The sequence below is a fragment of the Alcaligenes phenolicus genome (genome assembly GCF_032063905.1).
GTDB lineage: Bacteria > Pseudomonadota > Gammaproteobacteria > Burkholderiales > Burkholderiaceae_B > Alcaligenes > Alcaligenes phenolicus.
Window position 1 is genome coordinate 1 of sequence record NZ_DAMBOE010000002.1, and the last position, 21,104, is coordinate 21,104.

The window sequence follows — 21,104 nt, forward strand, 5'->3', positions numbered from 1 at the left end:
GTTGCGGTTGCGGTTGCGGTTGCGGTTGCGGTTGCGGTTGCGGTTGCGGTTGCGGCCATAAGCATAGCCCCTTCAAACCGCGATGAGGCCAACAAGGGCCTCAACAATCAGCGACAAGGACACTGATCAGCTTTTCTTGTTCAGTCGCGGCTTGCGAGGTGCCCGACGAGCCAGACGGTCATACAGCCAATTAGGCAAAAGACGCATCAGGCGCGAAACAACCCCCATCTGCCAAGGAATGACTCGATAGGACGCGCCCTGCTCGATGGTCTTGCGAGCTTTGCGGGCAAAGTCCTCAGCAGGCATCAGAAATGGCATGGAGTAAGGATTCTGCGCCGTCATGGCCGTGCGAATATAGCCGGGCGTAATGGTGACGACTGAGACACCGTACAGCGACAGCTCCAGTCGCAAGCTTTCGCAGTAGGCAATGACAGCGGCCTTGGAGCTGCTATAAGCCCCCGCACCGGGCAGACCACGAATACCCGCCACGCTGGCAATACCCACCAAGGTTCCCTTCCCCGTCGTTTTCATGGTGCCGATAAAAGGCTCGAAAGTCGCCACCATGGCCAGAAGGTTTGTATCCACAATGGCTTTGAAAACGGCGAAGTCTTCGGTTTCTTCCGTCAAGGTGCCAGCGCTGATCCCCGCACTGGCAATGACCACATCAATTTTTTGCCCTGTGAACTGCAAAAAGTCCCGGGCCGCTTGATGCAAGGCGTCTCTGTCACGTACATCCGCCACATAGATACGGTGCACACCGGGCAAGCTCTCAGCCAGCGCCTGGAGTTCTTCCTGACGCCGGCCCAGCAAACCCAGGCAAGCACCTTGAGCTGCGTATTCCTGAGCAAGCGCTTTGCCCAAACCGCTGCTGGCACCCGTGATAAAGACCGTTTGCATCTTTGCCTGCTTTTTACAGGAAGATCAGGGCAGCAATGCCCAGCACCAGCAACCACTTGAGGATGTAGTACAGGGTTTCGTTCTTTTTCTTGATCGCCTTGCCGAAACGACGCACAGCATAAACCGTACCGAAAATACGGTTGATACCACCCGTGCGGTCGCCTTCCTGGTTAGGAGCGGCAGCAGCGCGCAGCAAGAAACCACCCACTGCGTGATTGATCGCCTGTGCCCAGCGGTAACGCATGGGGCGCTCTACGTCCGCAAACAAGATAATGCGGTTCTGATCCGTTTTGTTCTCGGCGTAGTGAATAAAGGTTTCATCAAACACCACGGCCTCGCCATCACGCCAGTGATAACGCTGGCCGTCCACTTCGATATAACAATCCGGACTATTAGGCGTCATCAGCCCCATGTGAAAGCGCAGCGAACCCGCATAAGGGTCGCGGTGACGCGGCAAACGGGCACCGGGTGGCAAGGAGGTGAACATGGCCGCCTTGATCGAAGGAATATCCTTGAGCAGATTAGTCGTCACCGGGCACAGTTCGCGTGCTGACGGATGATCCGCGTCATACCACTTCAGGTAAAAACGCGTCCAGCCGGTTTTAAAGAAGGAGTTGAAACCCGCATCGTTGTACTTGTCCGAGGCCTTGATATGGCCTTCGCCAAATAGCTGCTCGGCCTCGGCACGGATTTCGTCGCAGTGTTCCAGCAGCTTGTTCAGCTCGGGAAAGTGTTTCAAATCCAGATACGGCTCGTTCGGTACTGCCGAAAAGCCGTACATGAAGACGTTCAAAGGAGCCGTGAAGGTGGAATGGTCCAGCAACTGGCGCGAAAACCGGTGCCTGACTCGACCCCTGAAGTGCACAACAATCGTGCACACGATGAACAAGGCAAGAATGAACCATTTCACGACATGATCTCCAAAGAAGAAAACTTCTGCACTGTGCAGGCGGTGGCCTGCGTGCTGCCCCAATACGACGGCTTGGTCTTGTCTGATGCAAGAACAAAAAAAGGCGCACCACTAAGGTGCGCCTTTCCAGCCGGGTAAGACTTAGTGTTTCGCGAGCAGAGCGTGCAGCTCTTGAACCGCGTAAACCTTCAAGCCTTCACCTTGGCTCAGATACTGCAAGCCTTGAACCGCAGCTACAGCACCAGCAATGGTGGTGTAGTAGGCCAGGTTGGCAGCCAGCGCATGTGTACGGATTGTACGCGAATCAACGATGGCGTTGCGACGCTCTTCAACCGTATTGATGACCAAGGAAATTTCACCGTTCTTGATCATGTCCACAATGTGCGGACGACCTTCGGTAACCTTGTTCACCACCTGAACAGCCAGACCGGCCTGTTCGATGGCGCTGGCGGTACCGCGGGTAGCCACAACCTTGAAGCCCAGCGAGATCAGGCCACGAGCCACTTCAACGGCTTGTGGTTTGTCCTGAGCACGCACGCTGATGAAGGCCAGACCGCCCTTGGGCAGGTTCACGCTGGCAGCCATTTGCGACTTCACGAAGGCTTCGGCAAAGGAGGTGCCCACGCCCATGACTTCGCCGGTGGACTTCATTTCAGGTCCCAGAATGGTATCCACGCCAGGGAACTTCACGAAGGGAAACACGGCTTCTTTCACGCTGTAGTAAGACGGCGTGACTTCTTCAGTAATGCCTTGCTCGGACAGAGTCTGACCAGCCATGGCGCGAGCGGCGATCTTGGCCAGCTGCAAACCGGTAGCCTTGGACACGAACGGCACGGTACGCGAAGCACGTGGGTTCACTTCCAGCACGTACACATCACCATCCTGAATGGCGAACTGCACGTTCATCAAGCCCTTCACGTTCAAGGCCTTGGCCATGAGTGCCGTCTGGCGCTTGATTTCAGCTACGGTTTCGTCGCTGAGCGAGTAAGGAGGCAAGCTGCAAGCGGAGTCACCGGAGTGAACACCAGCCTGCTCGATGTGTTGCATCACACCGCCCACAAACACGCGCTCGCCATCGGCCAGGCAGTCCACGTCCACTTCGGTGGCGTTGTTCAGGAAGTGATCCAGCAGCACGGGCGAGTCATTGCTGACCTTGACCGCTTCGCGCATGTAGCGCTCCAGGTCTTGCTGCTCGTGCACAATTTCCATGGCACGGCCACCCAGCACGTAGCTTGGGCGTACCACCAATGGGTAACCGATCTCGGCAGCCAGAGCAATCGCTTCGCCTTCGGTACGAGCCGTACGGTTTGGCGGCTGACGCAGACCCAGCTTGGTCAGTAGCTTCTGGAAGCGCTCACGGTCTTCGGCCACGTCAATGGATTCTGGGCTGGTACCGATGATAGGTACACCATTGGCTTCCAGAGCACGGGCCAATTTCAGCGGAGTCTGGCCACCGTACTGAACGATGGTGCCCACTGGTTTTTCGATGTGGACGATTTCCAGCACGTCTTCCAGAGTCAGAGGCTCGAAATACAGACGGTCGGAGGTGTCGTAGTCGGTAGAAACGGTTTCGGGGTTGCAGTTGACCATGATGGTTTCGTAACCATCTTCGCGCAATGCCAGAGCAGCGTGCACGCAGCAGTAGTCAAACTCGATACCCTGACCAATACGGTTAGGACCACCACCCAGAACAATGATCTTCTTCTTGTCCGTAGGATTGGATTCGCACTCTTCCTCGTAGGTCGAGTACATATAGGCCGTATCGGTGGAGAATTCCGCCGCGCAGGTGTCCACACGCTTGTAGACAGGACGCACATTCAGCTGGTGACGCAGTTTGCGCACTTCCGATTCCACGGTATCCAGCAGGAAAGCCAGACGGCGGTCGGAGAAACCACGGCGCTTCAGACCAAACAAGGTGTCGCGGTCCAGATCGGCCAGCGTCTTTTGTTCCAGAGCCAGTTCGATGTCCACGATCTCTTTGATCTGGGCCAGGAACCAGGGGTCGATCTTGGTCAGGTTGTGTACTTCGTCCAGGCTCAGGCCTTGAGCGAAGGCATCGCCCACGTACCAGATACGCTCTGGACCAGGTTCGCCCAGCTCGACCTGCAGTTTCTCGCGGTCGGTGGTTTTCTGGTTCAGACCATCCACACCCACTTCCAGGCCACGCAGGGCTTTCTGGAAGGATTCCTGGAAAGTGCGGCCAATAGCCATCACTTCACCTACGGACTTCATCTGGGTGGTCAGGCGCGAGTCGGCCTGAGGGAATTTTTCGAAGGCGAAACGTGGCACTTTGGTAACCACGTAGTCGATGGTGGGCTCGAACGAAGCGGGGGTCGCACCGCCGGTGATTTCGTTCAGCAGCTCGTCCAGGGTGTAACCCACGGCCAGACGCGCAGCGATCTTGGCGATAGGGAAGCCCGTGGCTTTGGAAGCCAGAGCCGAGGAACGGGACACGCGCGGGTTCATTTCAATAACGATCATGCGGCCGTTATCGGGGTTCACCGCGAACTGTACGTTCGAACCACCGGTATCCACACCGATTTCGCGCAATACGGCGATCGATGCATTACGCATGATCTGGTATTCGCGGTCGGTCAGGGTTTGAGCAGGAGCCACGGTGATGGAGTCACCGGTGTGCACACCCATGGGGTCCAGGTTTTCAATGGAGCACACAATAATGCAGTTGTCGGCGCGGTCGCGCACAACTTCCATTTCAAACTCTTTCCAGCCCAGCAGGGATTCTTCAATCAGCAGTTCGTTGGTGGGCGATGCTTCCAGACCACGACGGCAGATGGTTTCGAATTCTTCAGGGTTGTAGGCAATACCGCCGCCCGTACCGCCCAGCGTGAAGCTGGGGCGAATCACGACGGGGAAACCGGCGGTACCGATTTCTTCAGCAATACGCTTTTGAACCGCCCAGGCTTCGTCCATGCTGTGAGCCACGCCGGACTTGGCGGACTCCAGACCGATGGAGGTCATGGCGTCCTTGAACTTCAGGCGGTCTTCGGCTTTTTCGATAGCAGCGGCGTTGGCACCGATCAGCTCGACACCGAATTTTTCCAGCACGCCATGCTTGGCCAGATCCAGGGCGCAGTTCAGCGCGGTTTGGCCGCCCATGGTGGGCAAGAGCGCATCGGGACGCTCTTTTTCAATGATTTTCTCGACAGCTTGCCAGGTGATGGGCTCGATGTAAGTGACGTCAGCCGTATCCGGGTCCGTCATGATGGTGGCCGGATTGCTGTTGACCAGCACAGTCCGGTAACCCTCGGCCTTCAGGGCCTTACATGCCTGGGCTCCCGAGTAGTCGAATTCACAAGCCTGACCAATGATGATCGGGCCTGCGCCAATGATAAGAATGCTTTTTAAGTCTGAACGCTTTGGCATAGTGCGATTTATTTATTGGCCTGGTGGGCAGCCATCAGGCTGATGAATTTGTCGAACAGCGAGGCAATATCGCGCGGGCCGGGAGTGGCTTCGGGGTGACCCTGGAAGCAAAACGCGGGGCGATCTGTCAACTCGAAGCCTTGCAGGCTCTGGTCGAACAAAGAAATGTGCGTGACCTTGGCATTGGCTGGCAAGGTTGTGGCATCCACCGCAAAGCCGTGATTCTGGCTGGTGATGAACACGCGGCCGCTGGCCAGTTCCTGCACAGGGTGGTTGGCACCGTGGTGGCCATTTTTCATCTTCAAGGTCTGAGCACCCACGGCCAGACCCAGGATCTGATGACCCAGGCAAATACCAAACACAGGCAACTTGCGCTCCAGCAAGCCCTTGCAAGCTTCGATTGCGTAATCGCAAGGCTCCGGATCGCCAGGGCCGTTGGACAGGAACACGCCATCAGGTTCGTAAGCCAGCACATCAGCCAATGGAGTTTGCGCAGGCACGACGGTGACCTTACAGCCACGGTCTGCCATCAGGCGCAGGATGTTGGCCTTGACGCCAAAATCGTAAGCCACCACGTGAAAGCGCTCGCCTTCGGGCTTGGAGAAACCTTGGCCCAGTTCCCACGAACCTTCGGTCCAGTTGTAGGACTTGTCGGTGGAAACCACCTTGGCCAGGTCCTGACCTTTCAGGCCAGGGAAAGAGCGGGCCAGTTCCAGTGCACGTTCGGCATCATCACCCACCAGGATGCAGGCACCCATGGAGCCTTTCTCGCGCAAAATGCGAGTCAGCTTGCGGGTGTCGATACCGGAGATGGCCACAACACCCTGAGCTTTCAGGTAGTCGGGCAAAGACTGGGTGGAGCGGAAGTTGGACAGGCGGGCGGGACAATCGCGAATGACAAGCCCGGCAGCGTGGGCTTTGGTGGATTCGGAGTCCTCTGGATTGACACCGGTATTACCGATGTGCGGATAGGTAAGCGTAACAATTTGACCGCTGTAGCTTGGGTCTGTCAGGATTTCCTGATAGCCCGTCATGGCTGTATTGAAAACGATCTCAGCAACACAGTGCCCCTCGGCACCGATTGATACCCCTTTGAATAGGGTTCCATCCGCCAGGGCTAGGACGGCACTAGTGATAGTGCGGGACTCCTCAGGAAATAAAGACGGCAGCACGTTAAAAACCCCGGATTCTGAAATTAATATTAAACCTTCTAATTATATGCTCAAACGGGGTTTTTCCGGTAGTTTATCGGTAGTAACACCGAAACCAGGCACGAAAACCTGGAAAATCGACTACAGTAATTGATTGGTTTGATGGCTTTGCGATGGACTAGTAACAGACATGACTACTCAGCTTGACTCCCTGCGCCAGTGCACAACCGTAGTGGCCGACACAGGCGATTTTGAAGCGATGCGCGCGTATCGCCCTACCGATGCAACAACCAATCCTTCCTTGATTCTGAAGGCTGTACAGCAGGCGGCCTATCGCCCCTTGCTGGACCGTGTCATCGCCGACCACCCTCACGCCAGCCTGGCAGAAACCAGCGACCTGTTGCTGGTTGCCTTTGGCCGACAAATTCTGGACATTGTTCCCGGCCGCGTCTCCACCGAAGTAGATGCTCGCCTGTCCTTTGATACCCTGGCCAGCGTCGAGCGCGCTCGCCATATCATTCAGCATTACGAAAAGGCCGGTGTGCCGCGCGAACGGGTACTGATCAAGCTGGCCAGCACCTGGGAAGGCATTCAGGCCGCCCGTACGCTGCAGGCCGAAGGCATCAACTGCAACCTGACCCTTTTGTTCTGCCTGCCGCAAGCCATCGCCTGCGCCCAGGCCAAAGTCACGCTGATTTCACCCTTTGTGGGTCGCATCTACGACTGGTTCAAGAAAACCGCTGGCCAGGACTGGGACGAAAGCGCCAACCATGGCGAGAACGATCCCGGCGTGCGCTCGGTCCGCAGCATTTACGAATACTACAAAACCTATGACATCCCCACGGAGATCATGGGTGCCAGCTTCCGCAATGTCGGCCAGATCAAGGCGCTGGCCGGTTGCGATCTGCTGACCATCAGCCCGGATCTGCTGGGCCAACTGGATGCAGCCCAAGGTGAAGTCCCTGCCATGCTGGATGTGGCGCGCGCCAAGGCGGTTGCCCCCGAATGGCGTGCCAGCAATGAAATCACCTTCCGCACGGATTTGAACCAGGACGCGATGGCTACTGAAAAGCTGGCCGAAGGCATCCGTCAGTTCACCACGGATGGCATCAAGCTGGACTCCTTGATTCAGCAAGCGCGTCAGCAGGCTTGATCACTGGCACTGCGATATAAAAAGGCTTTGCATCCTGCAAAGCCCGGAAAGAAACCCGCTGCTTGATCAGCAAAAAGGATCAGCCCGGCATTGCGCCGGGCTGATTTGCTTTGAGCCCTATCTGGACTGCAATCAGATCTTGCTCAGATCAATACGCACCACACTTTTCTGATCCAGCACACTTTCTTTCAACGTTCGCAAAGCAAGCTGATTTGCGGACAATTCTTCTTGTAGTCCTCCCAAAAGTCTGGCGGATAGGCATCCAAAGCCTGCTGAGTCAATAACGGCATCTGCCAGCGAAAGGACCGAAAACCCGCCTTTGCCAGGGCCGCTTCGTAATGCTCTTTGCTCCAGCGGTGATAGGTAAAACGAATCGGCGGCCCCACATTAAAGTGTGCAGTATGCCGAAAGCCCTCTTGGTACGGCTCCTCCGTCAGCACTTTCAAACCGTACTTGGCCACATCCTCCTTTCCCAATTGAAAGTCCGGGTTCACGGTATAGGCCACCAAGCGACCATCCGGTTTCAGATTATCTGCCACGGCCTGGAACATCTGTTCCAACTCCTGCACCGACCGGGAGTAATTGAATAGAAAGGCTGCAATTGCCCGGTCGAACTGCCCGATTACCCCCATCTCCAGTACGTCTCCCACTCGGAACTCAATATCCTCCTTCTGCTGCCTGGAAATGTCTTTGGCCTGATTCACCATGCTCTCCGAAATGTCCACACCCACGACCTTGGCAGCCCCCTGTTCGTAGGCACGGCGCCCGAAAAAGCCATAGCCACAGGCCAGATCCAGCACAGACTTGCCGTTCACGTCTCCCAGCAATTGCTCCACAGTAGCGACCTCTGCCAGCCGAGCGGGCGAGGTCCGGTTGAACTCTTCGTAAATCGTGCCGATTGCGTTGTAGTCATGCTGTTTTTCCATGTGCATCTCCATCCTGGTTGGTTTGACAACAAACACTGCAAGGTATTGAGACTGCTGGCACCCACTGATCACGCGGTGCGGCCTTGATCTATAGCATTTTGGAGGCTTGGCAATAGGAGTGAAAACCACATGTCGATGCAGTCATGTGTGTTCCTCTATATATTTAAGTGCCTAACTGCCCCTCCCCTCCTCGCCCTTGAAAACGAGCAGGCATAAAAAAACCGACTCCTGAAACAGGAGCCGGTTTTCTCAACACTTGGACCAGACAGTGGTCAGAGCTTTTCTGTACCACCACCTTGAGGCCGCCAGGCCAACAAGCGGTCTTCAAACACACTGACCAGTCCATCCAGGATCAGCGCAAATACCGTAAGCACCACAATACCGGCAAACACTGTATTCACATCCAATGTGCCCTCGGCCTGCAGGATCAGGTACCCCACTCCACTGGCTGAACCCAGATATTCACCCACCACAGCACCCACAAAGGCCAGACCGACCGAGGTGTGCAGGCTGGAGAACACCCAGCTGGTCGCCGAGGGAATGTAGACGTGGCGCAGTAACTGGCGACGGCTGGCACCCAGCATGCGGGCGTTGTCCAGCAAGGTGGAGCTGACTTCACGCACACCCTGGTACACGTTGAAGAACACGATGAAAAACACCAGTGTCACGGCCAGAGCCACTTTGGACCAGATGCCCAGACCAAACCACATGCCGAAGATAGGCGCCAGAATGACGCGCGGCATGGAGTTGGCTGCCGTCAGGTACGGGTCCAGCAAGGCCGCCGCACGAGGCGAGAGCCCCAGCCACAGACCGCAAGCCAAACCAGCAATCGTACCGATGGCAAAAGCCAGCAGGGTTTCGCTCAAGGTCACGCCCAGGTGCAGGTAAATATCACCGTTGGTGACGAACCAGGCCCAGATCACCTTGACCACTTCCAATGGCTGCCCAAAGAAGAAAGCCACTTTGGGATCCAGCGTGAAGAAATGCCAGGCAGCCAGAATGACGACGAGCAGCGAGATTTGCCAGCCGCGCAGGGCCAGCTTGGATTGAGTAATAGATTTAGACATATCAGGCACGCTTTTGCTGGGCATAACCCTTCAGAACTTCATCACGCAGGACGGCCCAGATTGCCGCATGCAATTCGACAAAGCGGGGGTCGTTGCGTACTTCGGCCACGTCACGAGGGCGTGGAAGATCGACATGAAATTCGCCGATGGGATGAGTGCCCGGCCCGGCAGACAGAACCACCACTCGATCGCTCATGGCAATGGCTTCGTCCAGATCGTGCGTGATGAACAGCACGGCTTTACGCTGCGCCATCCATATCTCCAGCACTTCGTTTTCCATCAATTGACGGGTCTGAATGTCCAACGCCGAGAAAGGCTCATCCATCAGAATGATGTCGGGATCACGAATCAGGGTCTGGGCCAGCATGACGCGTTTGCGCATACCGCCAGACATTTGATGCGGGTAACGATCCCCGAAACCACCCAGGCCGACTCGCTTGAGCCACTCCTGCGCACGGGCGCGAGCCTCGTCCTGCGGGACACCAGCAAACTCCAGACCGGCCATCACGTTGGATTCGGCACTGCGCCAGGGCATCAGTGCTTCGCCCTGGAACATGTAGCCAGCGCGCTCGTTCACCCCTTCCAGGGGTTTGCCGAACACACGCACTTCGCCCGACGAAGGGCTCAGCAAACCCGCCCCTACGTTCAGGAGCGTGGACTTGCCGCAGCCCGTTGGGCCTACAACCGACACAAATTCGCCTGGAGCAATGCTCAGGCTGGCGTCACGAACCGCTGTGTACGTACCTTTGCCATCCCGGGAGGCAAAAACACAGCTGATGTTATCTAAAGAAAGTGCTGCCTCAGACATTGGGGTACTTCTTGTTGGCATTTTCAGCAAATTCATTGGTGTAGATCTTGCTGATATCAATCTTGGATGCGTCCAGATTCGGCACAAAAGCGGCCAGTGCATTCAAGGCGGTAGCAGGGCCATCAGCATCTACCAGGCCATTTGGCGAGAGTGATTCTTTGTTGGCGTCCAGACATTGCTTGTACAGCTCCACATCACCGAGCAGGTAGGTGGCGGGTACGGTCTTGGCAATGGTTTCGGCATCATTGGCCTGAATCCATTTGTCAGCGCGCACAATGGCGTTGGCCAAAGCCTGAGCCGTGTTCGGATTCTTGGTGATGAAGTCTTCAGAGGCGTACAAGCAGGCCGAAGGCATATTGCCGCCAAAAATGGTCTTGGTGTCGGCAACGGTACGGGTGTCAGCAATGACACGTACTTCGTTTTCCTTGAGCAAGGTGCCGATAACCGGGTCCAGGTTAGCCATGGCATCGATCTGACCCGTACGCATGGCGGTGACCGCACCCGCGCCAGCGCCTACGCCGATAAAGGCCACGTCCGAGGGTTTCAGACCGTTTTGTTCCAGATAGAAGTTGACCATCATATTGGTCGAGGAGCCCGGTGCGGTCACACCGATTTTCTTGCCTTTCAGATCGGCTGGCGACTTATAGTCAGCCATCGTCTTGTTGGACACAGCCAAAACAATGGCGGGTGCACGCCCCTGCTGCACAAAGGCGCGGTACATCTGCCCTTTGGCCTGCAAGTTGATGGTGTGCTCAAACGCACCCGATACCACATCGGCGCTACCGCCCACGACGGCTTGCAGGGCCTTGGAGCCACCGGCAAAGTCGGCCACTTTGACCTTGAGGCCTTCATCATCAAAATAGCCGTTGATCTCGGCAATGGACAAAGGCAGGTAATAGATCAGCGCTTTGCCACCGACGGCAATCGTGATGCTTTTTTTCTCGATTTCCTGTGCACGGGCCAATGTTGGCAGCGACAGTGCCAATCCCGATGCTCCAACCAGCTTGAGTGCATGACGACGAGTCAGTTTCATGGCAATCCCCTTCTTGTTGTTGGTCATTAATTATTTAGGTCTGATACTTATACTAAAAAACAAAGGGGGGTGTCCCCCCCTTGTCCGCCAAGCGGTCAAACCCGATTAGGTGGCGCGACGCTCCATCAAGGCCCAGGCAATGGTGCTGGGGTCTACGTACTCCAGCTCGCTCCCGGCTGGCACACCGCGTGCCAGTCGAGTTACTTTCAAACCTTGGCTAGTGAGCATTTCCGCCAGATGATGGGCGGTGGTTTCGCCCTCTGCGGTGAAATTGGTCGCTAGAATCACTTCCTGCACTTGGCCATCACCGGCTCGCTCTAGCAAGCGGTCAAATTGCAAGGCATCCGGGCCTATGCCTTCCAGCGGCGTCAAACGCCCCATCAGCACATAGTAAAGGCCTCGATAGCCATGCGTAGCCTCGATCATGTTTTGATCGGCAGGCGTCTCCACCACACACAACAACGCCGGATCACGGCGGGGATTGGCACAGGTTTCACAGATAGGTTGAACAGTGAAACCATTGCAGCGCTGACAGTGCTGCAGTGCCGTCGTGGCATGTTCAAGAGCGCGGCTCAATTGGTCGGCGCCTACCAGATCGTGTTGCAACAAGTGGTAGGCCATGCGGCGAGCGCTACGCTCGCCCACACCGGGTAGCCGACGCAGAGCCTGGATCAGAGCCCGAAGCGGTTCGGGCTCAGCGATCTGCGGTTCGTTCATTAGAACGGGAACTTCATACCGGGTGGCAGTGGCAGGCCAGCGGTAACACCCGCCATTTTTTCCTGCGACGTTGCCTCGGCTTTGCGCTGTGCATCGTTAAAGGCAGCAGCAATCAAATCTTCCAGCATCTCTTTTTCGTCTTCCAGCAGGCTGGGGTCGATAGAGACACGGCGCACATCGTGACGGCAGTTCATGATGACCTTGACCAGACCACCACCGGAAACGCCCTCGACCTCGATATCGGCCAAGGCTTCCTGGGCCTTTTTCATGTTTTCCTGCATTTGCTGCGCCTGGCGCATCAAGCCGGCAATCTGACCTTTCATCATGGTTTGGTTTTCCTGATTGATATAAATTGACAAGGGGCCATTCAGGCGGCCCGAACCAAAGGAGTGGCCTTGATCGATCCGGCTTTGACGCTGCCGTCAAAGTCCTGGATCAGGCTCAAGACAAAGGGATCCTGGGCAACCTGCTCTTCGGCCTGACGCTGGCGCTCGGCCAGCTTGGCCTGCTCCACGGCATGCGCGGTAGCATCGCCCGTATCCCCATATTCAATCACCAACTGAATGGACTGGGCAAAGTATTCCGACAAAACGGTGCGCAAGCGCGCTTTGCCCTGGCTGCCTTCAGTGGCCTTGATTTTGGCACGCAGGTGGATTTCCTGGCCTTTCACGCCCAACCATTCGCTCTGGCGGGCCAGCTCGGCGGCCCAGCCGCTTAAGGGCAAGCTGGTTGCCACATCGGGCCAGGTTTCCGGTTTCATGCCGCCCAGTCGCACGGTGCGCGGGCTGTCCGAACCGCTCTGCGGCACGGGCAGGCCCAGTTCGGTGTCGGGCATGAAGCGATCAGACATGGACACAGACGGTACATCGCCGTCTTCTTCGGCACGAGCTGCGTCCATATCCAAAGGCTGGTAATTCTCGAATTCTTCGTCCATGCCCTCAGACAACCAGGCGGGCTCCTCCGGGCCGTCCTGGGTGGAGGCAACTGGCGGCGCTTCTTCTGCCACCGGGTCTACTCGGGCGGCGGCCTGGGCTTGAGACGACATCAGGGGCTGAGCACTGCTCTTGCCCTGGGCTTTGGAGGACTCTGCTACAGGGTCGGCAGAGGAGTTTGCCTGGGCTGCGGAAGTGGACTCTGCGGCTGGCTGGACGGACGGAACGGATGGAGTCGATGCCGCTTGGACGGCTTCAACAGCGCTGCTGCCAGCAACTGCAGTCGCAGCTTCTTGAGGCTGACTGGTCGCGGAACGGGCGTCAAAGTTTGCATCCGCTGGGGCAGACTCTGAAGAGTCATAGCTGGCCCCTGCACCGGCAGGCTCGGGAGCATCTTCCCAGGCCGGGACAAAATCGTCGTCAGCAGGGATGGATTCTGCAACAGAGGCTGTTTGAGCTGCATGAGCACTAGTCACATCAGCGGCCGGGGCAATTGCGGGGGCAGAAGCCTGTGCCTGCTGAGACGCGGCCTGTGGGTTAACCGCAGGCTGAGTAGTTTGCTCTGCTTGTGCAGTTTGGGCGCTCGGCTCTGTTTGCGCACCCTGCGCAGCTTGCTGTAGAGGCGCGGCAGCGGCAGTAGAGGTAGCCGGTGCCGACGCAAGCTCTGAGGCAGCGGGGGCTGTCGCAGGAGCGGGAGCAGCCTGAGCCGCACCAGCACCAGCACCAGCACCAGCACCAGCACCAGCACCAGCACCAGCAGTATCAGACCCCGAAGGCCCTGCTGGCGGTGGTACATACGCCGAGACGGGCTCGGGCAACAAGGCCAGCATGCGCAAGCAAGCCATTACAAAACCAGCGTACTCATCCGGAGCCAAAGACAGCTCCTGACGGCTATGTACCGCTACCGAATAAAACAACTGCACATGATCGGGCGAGAGCGTGGGCGCCAATTGCCGCACTGCTTCTGCCAAAGGATCATCATCAGAAATCGTGCCGGGAATGCGCTGCTCGATGGCGATACGGGACAACAAGGTGGCCAGATCAGCCAGAGCGCCCGAATAAGACAGGCCACGCAAGGCCAGATCATCGGCCACACCCATAATGGCCTGCGCATCGTAAGCGACCAGCGCTTGCAGCAATTGCGCCAGGTGGCGTTGATCAATGGTGCCCAGCATGGCTTGCACAGCCTGAGCGCTAAGATCTCCAGCGCTATAAGCAATAGCCTGATCGCTAAGCGACAAGGCATCCCGCATGGAGCCATCGGCTGCCTGCGCCAACAAACGCAAGGCGGGCAGCTCGAACTGCATTTCTTCCTGGGTCAGAATGTCCTGCAGGTGGCCCACAATCGCGGGCACTGTCATCTGCTTCAAATTGAATTGCAGACAGCGCGACAAGACCGTGACCGGAATCTTTTGCGGATCGGTCGTGGCCAGAATGAATTTGACGTGCGCTGGCGGCTCTTCCAGCGTCTTGAGCATGGCGTTAAAGGCGTGCCCGGTCAGCATGTGAACTTCGTCAATCATGTAGACCTTGTAACGGCCCGAGCTGGGAGCGTAGACCGCCTGCTCCAGCAGCTGGGTCATCTCTTCCACACCACGGTTGGAAGCGGCGTCCAGCTCTACATAATCAATAAAGCGGCCTGCATCAATCTCGGTACAAGCGCGGCAAACGCCACAGGGCTTGGAAGTGATGCCGGTTTCGCAGTTCAGCGACTTGGCCAGAATACGCGACAAGGTGGTCTTGCCCACGCCGCGTGTGCCCGTGAACAGCCAGGCATGGTGCAGGCGCTGGGTATCCAGGGCGTGCGTCAGAGCGCGCACCACGTGGTCCTGACCAACCAAGGAGTCAAAGGAACGGGGGCGCCACTTGCGGGCCAGAACGAGATAGGTCATGCGAATTCCGGACGGCGTGAACCATCAATACAAATAAGCGAAAGGAAAAGTGTACCGGATTCGGTGCTGAAGGGAAGCAGATAGACCGGGCGCGCATAACCCGATAAGCAAATGAAGTGGCGAGCCTGACTCCGGCACTGACTCTGCACGGCTGTGGCTGCTTCGTTCCCGACCTGACCAGATTCACCGCCGAACCATGCGGAGGGGCCCGCCGACCAATAGTGTAGCATTAATACGGCAGCCAAAGATCGGCTCTTGGGAAATAAAGCGCAGCCTGCGCGGGCCGTCCATCCAGAGCCTGCACCTGCTCACAATAACGCTGCAATTGGGGAGCATAACGCTCCAGCATCCGGGCCTTGAAATCGTCCAGACTTTCATGCTCGGCAGGTCGTCCGGTCTTGTAATCCACCACCAGCCAGTGATCTTCCTGGGAAATGGCCAAGTCAATAATCGACACCCGGCCACTGACGTCCAACAAGGACCATTCCCGGTAAGCTCGGCTAACACCCAGCAGCCAGCGGCCCCGTTCCGTCTGTACGGTTGCAGCAATGGCCTCAAACAGGGATTGGGCGGCTTCATCCAGATAGGTCGCCGGCACACCAGCACGCAGCAGTTGACGACGCATCACGGCGCGGCCTTGCTGCAAGCGTTCTACCGGCCATTGTTCCAGCCCTTCACGGCCCAGCTTTTCCAGCCAGTCGTGGGCAACCGTACCAATGGCTTTTTCATGAGTCGTGTCCAAGGACCACTGCCAGCTCTGATATTGCGGGCTGTCGGCCTGCAACTGCTCGGGCGGCGCAGCAGGCAAGCTCACCACACGCTGCAACAGTACCGCAGAACCTTGCCCGGATTCCTCTTGCTGTCCGCCCTGCTCGGCTTGCCAAACAGGCGCCTGTGGCTGATCCAGGACTGGCCAGACACGGCTCAACAAGGAGCGGCCATCCGGTTCACGCAGGCCCTTGTCCTGGGTGATGCTCAATTCCGCAAACAGATGCAGCTCCTGACGGGCACGCGTCAGGGCCACATATAACAAGCGGTGGCTTTCCTGCTCGGCCCGGATGCGCTCCCGCGCCGCCAGAAACTGCGACACCGGATCGCGCTGCTCGCTGCCCTTGTGACTGATCGGCCCCAGAATCAAGCGCTCGGCGCTGTGCTCCAGACGAATCAAGGGTTCGGAGTCGGCGGCCGATTGCTTGTGCAAGCCAAACAAAATGACAGTTTCAAACTCCAAGCCCTTGGATTTGTGAATCGTCATCACCTCCACGGCCTTGCCCGTGCCCTGCGGAGTGGCATACAGCGACTCCACGCGAGCCTGCAATTGTTGCTGATCGGGCGGTCCGTAAGGGCACAGCTCCTCCAGCAGACGCAAGACTTGCTCTGCATCCGCCTGATCTGCCAGACTTGGATAGACTTGCGGCCCGCCCAAGCGCGTCCAGCATTCCTGCACCCAGGCAGCAAAAGGCATCAAGCCACTGCGATTGCCTTTGTCCAGCAAGATCTGGCAAGCAAAGAGCAGACGAGCACGCTCGTTGGCATCCCAGTCTTCAAAATCCTGATTGTGTGTAAGCTCGGCCAAGGTCTGTGTAGGATGCAAGGCGCACAGGCGATGCAGGCTCTCCAAACGCAGGCCGATCAGTGGCGAACGCAACACGGACAGCCAGGCCAATCGATCAGCCGGGTGCGCCAAGGCACGGACCAATTGCACCAGATCCGCCACCACAGGGCGCTGTTGCAAGGGTTCCAGCTCTACGGCTCGGCACGGTATGCCCTGCTCGCCCAGCTTGCGCACCAAACCATGCAAGTGCGAACGTGCTCGCACCAGAATTGCCACCGGATGCTCACTGTCCTGATAACGTTCCAGAGCTTGAGCTGCGCACTGAACCGCCTCTTGCACCGCACGCTCCTGGGCTGCTTGTTGCGACGGCACGGCATCCTCTCCCCGTGCCACCCGGAAATGCCAGGAGGGGTGAAAGTGCACCGCCCACTCGGGAATATCGGGCTTGAAGGCGGTCGAGTGTTCGTAGGTGACCATGCCCAGATCCGGATCAGGTCGAGCCGGAAACAGTTGCGCCCCCACCTTGTTCACCCATTCCACCAAACGCGGGTGCGAGCGGAAGTTATTGCTGAGATTCAGCGGCTCCAGCTCCACTTCGCCCAAGCGTCGCGCTTGCCAGACCTGCAGAAACAAACCCACTTCCGCCTTGCGAAAACGGTAAATGGACTGCATGGGGTCGCCCACCAGAAACAGACTGCGTCCGTCGCCCGGTTCCCAGCCACTGGTCAGGCGCTCCAGCAATTGCACCTGGGATTGGCTGGTGTCCTGGAACTCGTCCACCAGCAAATGACGTATGGATCTGTCCATACGCAAGAGCAACTCGCCCGGCTCGTCCGCATCGCCCAGGGCTTGCAGGGCACGTTGGGCAATCTCGGTGAAATCGACCTCGGCTTTCTCGGCAAAGCGCAGTTTCAATTGCGCCGCAGCCAGCCACAAGACCTGAATCAGATTGGACAGGACTTCTTGCTGTTGGGGGGAGTATTGCTCGGGCAAAAGGCGTGCACTGGCCAGGCGAGCAATCCAGGGCTCTGCGCCCAGACAATTGCTCAACCACTCGGTCAGAATTTCTTTTTGTGCCGTTTTCGGGGGAAAGCCATTACGCACCGTCAGGCTTTTGCGCAGATCGCCTTTGTCCGTCAGCAACAAGGCTGCCAGACCACGCCAGCGCGGCAAATCGTCCATGACCGGGGCCAGGTTATCGCCTTGCCAATCCGCCAAGGCCAGCACATCGCCGCTTTCCAGATTCGAGGCCGCAAAGCAGGCCAGGGGGGCCAAGGTTCGCGCCCAACCGGGTGGCAGTGAATCGCTTAGCTGCTGCAGCTGCTGCTCCACCACCTCGCGCAAGCTGTCTTGCAAAAGCGCCACATCACCGCCCTGCCCCACGGCTGGCAGCCACTGATCGCGGCTGGCCAACATACCGGCCAACAGAGCTTGCGCCTGCAGCAGGTTCACATCCATATGCTCCAGAAAGCGCGCCACGCTGGGCACGCTTTCCGCCATCTCCAGCGTGGCCCAGGCCGCCGCTTCGTAATGCTCCTGGGCCTTATCGGTAATGGCCGGCACCCCGCCCAGCCCCGTAATCCAGGGCATGGCGCGTACCAGGTGCGCACACAAGGAGTCGATGGTACGGATACTCAAACGAGCCGGGTAGGCCAGCAAATCCCACTGCTGCTCCTGATTGCGCTGCATGGCCGCGCGCGCCAGCTCCCAACTGCGTACCCGGTAGGGCTCGGCAGGCCGTTCCTGATTGGCAGCGGCCAACTTCTCCAGTACACGCGCATGCATTTCAGCCGCGGCTTTACGGGTGAAGGTAATGGCCACAATTTCTTCTGGCCGCTGCACGCGAGCCAGCAAGGCCAGAATCCGGTCAGTCAGCAGCTCCGTCTTGCCGGAGCCAGCTGGGGCTTGCACCAGAAAGGAGGACTCGGGGTCCAGTGCCCGTGCACGGGCGGGACTATCGCTAGGGGCTGTCAGCATTACACCTCTCCTCCATTGTCTTGGAGGTCTTCCTGGAACAAACGTAAAAAGGGCAAAACATCGCAGTACAGCAAATCATTGCGGTTCCAGATCTGGTTGGCGGCCTGCCCTTGCAGGAACTCATCTGCCAGACCTTCCACCGCCTGTTTCCACTGCGCGATTTGCGCGGTCCACTGCTGGGCGCTTTCCAATTCGGTCAGGCCCTCAATATCCATGCCGGGCGCGGCCAAACCGCTTAAACCGACCTGACGGGCATGCAAGCGCACAAAGGCCAAACCACTGACGGTGCGGCCTTGATCCTGCAAGGCGGCAGCATAAAACGGCAATTGCAGATTCACGGGTCTGGGCCGCAGCCAGTCTTTATCAGGCCGCAGCTCGCCTATGCCGGTTTTGTAATCCAACAGTAATTGCTCGCCAGCAGCCAGATCATCCAAGCGGTCCAGACGCAGGTTCAGTCGCAACAAGCCACGGTTCCAGCTCAATTCATGTTCCGTCGCCCCCAGAGCAAACGGTGGGCGCTGGGCTTCCTGATGGGCGTACTCGTTCAAGACCGCCAGACCCCGCTCCATTTCCAGGCTGCGCAGCACCGGACCGTAATCGGCCAGCTCTTCCTGAGCAGCCTGTTCGATACATGCTTGCACCACATCCAGCAGCGAATCCTCGCCAATCAGCTCATGCAGGCTGTCCTGATCCTTCACACGCAGCCAGAACAATTCGACGGCACGGTGCAGGAACATCCCGCGTGTATTCATATCGCCCACACGGGCGTAATCGGGCAAGGCCTGACCATGTAGACGAAACTTCACAAACGCCCACAAAGGATTGCGAGCCTGGGTATCCAGCACACTGATCCCGCCGCGTATGCGCTCTTCCTGTTTCAAGCTGGGGCCTTGCTCGTCCAGCAGGGCTTCCTGTGCGACAGCCTGCTCTGCCTGCGCCGCCCAAGGCATTTCCAGCACGGGCCAGTGGGCAATCAAGGGGCTGGGTCTCAGCTCCTGTTCGCCCTGATGCAAAGGCGCACTTAGCAAAACCTGATTGCCACAGCGCAGCAAGGCGCTCAGCATCCAGCGCGCCCATTCCAGCTCCCGCTCTGGCGTACTGCGAGGTGCCGAGACTCGACGCAGCACCTGGGCGGGAATCAAAGGATTGGGTTTGACAGCAGCAGGCAAAATATCATCGGTCAGGCCCAGCACCCATACCGCATCCCAACGCCCACCTTCAGCTTCCAGAAAACCCAGCACATCCAGCCGGGAACGTGGGTCTCGTTGTGGCTGGAACAAATTTTCACGGGCCATGCGGGCCAAAGCGCTTTGCGCCTTCAAGGCACTGATGCGACCCAGGACAGGTGCTTGCTGCGCCAATTGCAGCAGCAAGGCTTCCAAAGCCTCCAGAGTTTGAAACTGGGCACTATCCAGACGGTTAGTGCCCGGAAAACCCAAGGCCTCCAGACATTGGCGCATGACCGACGCCCAGGTATCCACCCCTTGAGCGCCGGCCGACACGGACTCGAAGCGCTCCACCGCCTTGCCCCAGGCCAGAGCCAGTTCGGGCGTGTGAAAGCTGAGCATGTCGGCAAAGTCTTTACGGCTAACTTGTGTGATGCGATTGTCGCGCCAGGCCTTGTCAATGCGAGCACGGCCGCCTGCTTCGGACTGTTCTGCCTGACACGCTCCCAAACGCAAGGCTTCGCCCAGCATGGCGGGCTCGGCCTGCCCCTTGGTCGCCAAGGTAAACAAGGCTTTCAACCAGGCCAGGGCTGCTTCGACTACTGGCCATTCCGCCAAGGAGCGAGCTGCTGCCACGTTATAGGGCAAAGCGCCTTGATCCGTGTGCATGGCCTGTCGCAAAAGACGATGCACCAACGGCAATTGCGTTTCCAGCTGTGCCGCCACAATGGCTACCGTGCGATTTGGGTCCTCGTCCAATTGACGGCGCGCCCACTGCACCGCCAGGCGCCATTCCGTGTCCGCATCCTGCGCCTGCACCCGATAAACTTCCGTAGCGGGAGCCTCTTCATGCTGCAGCTGCAGAATCTCTACCCCCATGTCCTGCAAACCACTCAACAGCCTTTGCAGGCGTGGCGAATATTCATGAAAACCATGCAGCACCATATGGCGATGACGCATGTGCAAGGCACCTGCCAGCACCGCTTTGAGCACACGCTCCGCAGCCAGGTTTGCATCATCCAGATCTGCCTGCTCCAGGCTTTGCCGGTAGTGAGAGCGCCATTGCATGAAGCGTTCAAAATCCACGCTGGCCTCGCCGGGTTTCAGCTCGATATTCCATTCATCCAGCAAGGTATCGGCTTCACAAGCCAGGCGCGCCGCCTGACCGACATCCAGAAAATAGCCCTCTTCCTCGCATTGCTCGATGCTGTGTTCCCAACGCTGCAAGGCGGCAAAGCGATCCATCTGGTGCGCGGCCGGTTGCCACTGTTCTGAAAAGCAGAGCTGATCACTGGCCTGCGCCAGCCATGCACCCAAAGGCACAATTTCCGGTACGGCAACCGTCCCGCCAGCGCCAGCCAGACGGGCCGACAAATGTCCCAGCAGGCGGCGCGCATAGCGCTTGTTCACGGTCAAGACAACCGTCTCGGCACTATTGAGCTCCTGCAATTGAGCCATGGAAACAGCAGGGGTGTCGTACATAGAAAAAACCAGTTAAGGTTGCAAGAAAACAGAACGGCCAGCAGCGCTGATCCG

General features: G+C 57.9%; 14 protein-coding genes and 1 other RNA gene. 1 reads left to right on the plus strand and 14 read right to left on the minus strand.

Features of this window, described 5'->3' with window-relative positions; translation table 11 throughout:
• Window positions 1-126: 126 nt before the first annotated feature.
• The 4 genes from U2949_RS03390 to carA form a co-directional block, all read right to left on the minus strand.
• Window positions 127-897 carry an SDR family oxidoreductase gene (locus U2949_RS03390; RefSeq protein ID WP_321286182.1) on the minus strand — a complete coding sequence of 257 codons (771 nt, stop codon included), beginning with the start codon at window positions 895-897 and terminating at the stop codon, window positions 127-129.
• A gap of 13 nt (window positions 898-910) precedes the next feature.
• The gene (gene lpxO, locus U2949_RS03395) at window positions 911-1,807 is read right to left on the minus strand and encodes a lipid A hydroxylase LpxO (RefSeq protein ID WP_026485242.1); all 897 of its coding nucleotides are present in this window, start codon (window positions 1,805-1,807) and stop codon (window positions 911-913) included.
• 141 nt (window positions 1,808-1,948) lie between these two features.
• The gene (carB, locus tag U2949_RS03400) at window positions 1,949-5,191 is read right to left on the minus strand and encodes a carbamoyl-phosphate synthase large subunit (RefSeq protein ID WP_026485241.1); all 3,243 of its coding nucleotides are present in this window, start codon (window positions 5,189-5,191) and stop codon (window positions 1,949-1,951) included.
• Window positions 5,192-5,199: 8 nt separating this feature from the next.
• Window positions 5,200-6,363: a glutamine-hydrolyzing carbamoyl-phosphate synthase small subunit gene (gene carA / locus U2949_RS03405; protein ID WP_035275547.1), complete on the minus strand. Its 1,164-nt coding sequence runs from the start codon at window positions 6,361-6,363 to the stop codon at window positions 5,200-5,202.
• 169 nt (window positions 6,364-6,532) lie between these two features.
• On the opposite strand from carA, the gene tal reads away from it, so the two are divergent.
• Window positions 6,533-7,495: a transaldolase gene (gene tal / locus U2949_RS03410; RefSeq protein ID WP_321286187.1), complete on the plus strand. Its 963-nt coding sequence runs from the start codon at window positions 6,533-6,535 to the stop codon at window positions 7,493-7,495.
• Window positions 7,496-7,683: 188 nt separating this feature from the next.
• Here tal and U2949_RS03415 read toward each other — a convergent pair whose 3' ends face one another.
• The 10 genes from U2949_RS03415 to U2949_RS03460 form a co-directional block, all read right to left on the minus strand.
• The gene (locus U2949_RS03415; RefSeq protein ID WP_257723507.1) at window positions 7,684-8,421 is read right to left on the minus strand and encodes a class I SAM-dependent methyltransferase; all 738 of its coding nucleotides are present in this window, start codon (window positions 8,419-8,421) and stop codon (window positions 7,684-7,686) included.
• Window positions 8,422-8,693: 272 nt separating this feature from the next.
• A complete protein-coding gene (locus U2949_RS03420; RefSeq protein ID WP_026485237.1) occupies window positions 8,694-9,488 on the minus strand; it encodes an ABC transporter permease in 795 nt (264 codons plus the stop codon).
• A 1-nt stretch (window position 9,489) separates the two neighbouring features.
• Entirely contained in the window at window positions 9,490-10,296 is an 807-nt protein-coding gene (locus tag U2949_RS03425; RefSeq protein WP_009463065.1) for an ABC transporter ATP-binding protein, read from the minus strand.
• On the minus strand, window positions 10,289-11,329 hold the full coding sequence (locus U2949_RS03430; RefSeq protein ID WP_321286189.1) for an ABC transporter substrate-binding protein: 1,041 nt from the start codon (window positions 11,327-11,329) through the stop codon (window positions 10,289-10,291). The genes U2949_RS03425 and U2949_RS03430 overlap by 8 nt, the downstream gene beginning before the upstream one ends.
• Window positions 11,330-11,434: 105 nt before the next feature.
• Complete coding sequence (gene recR, locus U2949_RS03435) at window positions 11,435-12,046, minus strand: recombination mediator RecR (RefSeq protein WP_003803396.1); 612 nt, start codon at window positions 12,044-12,046, stop codon at window positions 11,435-11,437.
• Window positions 12,046-12,372 (minus strand): YbaB/EbfC family nucleoid-associated protein, encoded by a 327-nt coding sequence (locus tag U2949_RS03440; protein ID WP_009463063.1) that lies wholly within the window; start codon window positions 12,370-12,372, stop codon window positions 12,046-12,048. The genes recR and U2949_RS03440 overlap by 1 nt, the downstream gene beginning before the upstream one ends.
• Window positions 12,373-12,413: 41 nt before the next feature.
• Window positions 12,414-14,870, minus strand: a complete 2,457-nt coding sequence (gene dnaX, locus U2949_RS03445; protein WP_321286191.1) for a DNA polymerase III subunit gamma/tau — start codon at window positions 14,868-14,870, stop codon at window positions 12,414-12,416.
• Window positions 14,871-14,985: 115 nt separating this feature from the next.
• Window positions 14,986-15,083, minus strand: an RNA gene (ffs, locus tag U2949_RS03450) — signal recognition particle sRNA small type.
• A gap of 16 nt (window positions 15,084-15,099) precedes the next feature.
• Window positions 15,100-18,402: a UvrD-helicase domain-containing protein gene (locus U2949_RS03455; protein WP_321286193.1), complete on the minus strand. Its 3,303-nt coding sequence runs from the start codon at window positions 18,400-18,402 to the stop codon at window positions 15,100-15,102.
• Window positions 18,402-21,050, minus strand: coding sequence for a PD-(D/E)XK nuclease family protein (locus tag U2949_RS03460; RefSeq protein ID WP_026485232.1), 2,649 nt, complete (start codon window positions 21,048-21,050; stop codon window positions 18,402-18,404). The genes U2949_RS03455 and U2949_RS03460 overlap by 1 nt, the downstream gene beginning before the upstream one ends.
• Window positions 21,051-21,104: the final 54 nt, after the last annotated feature.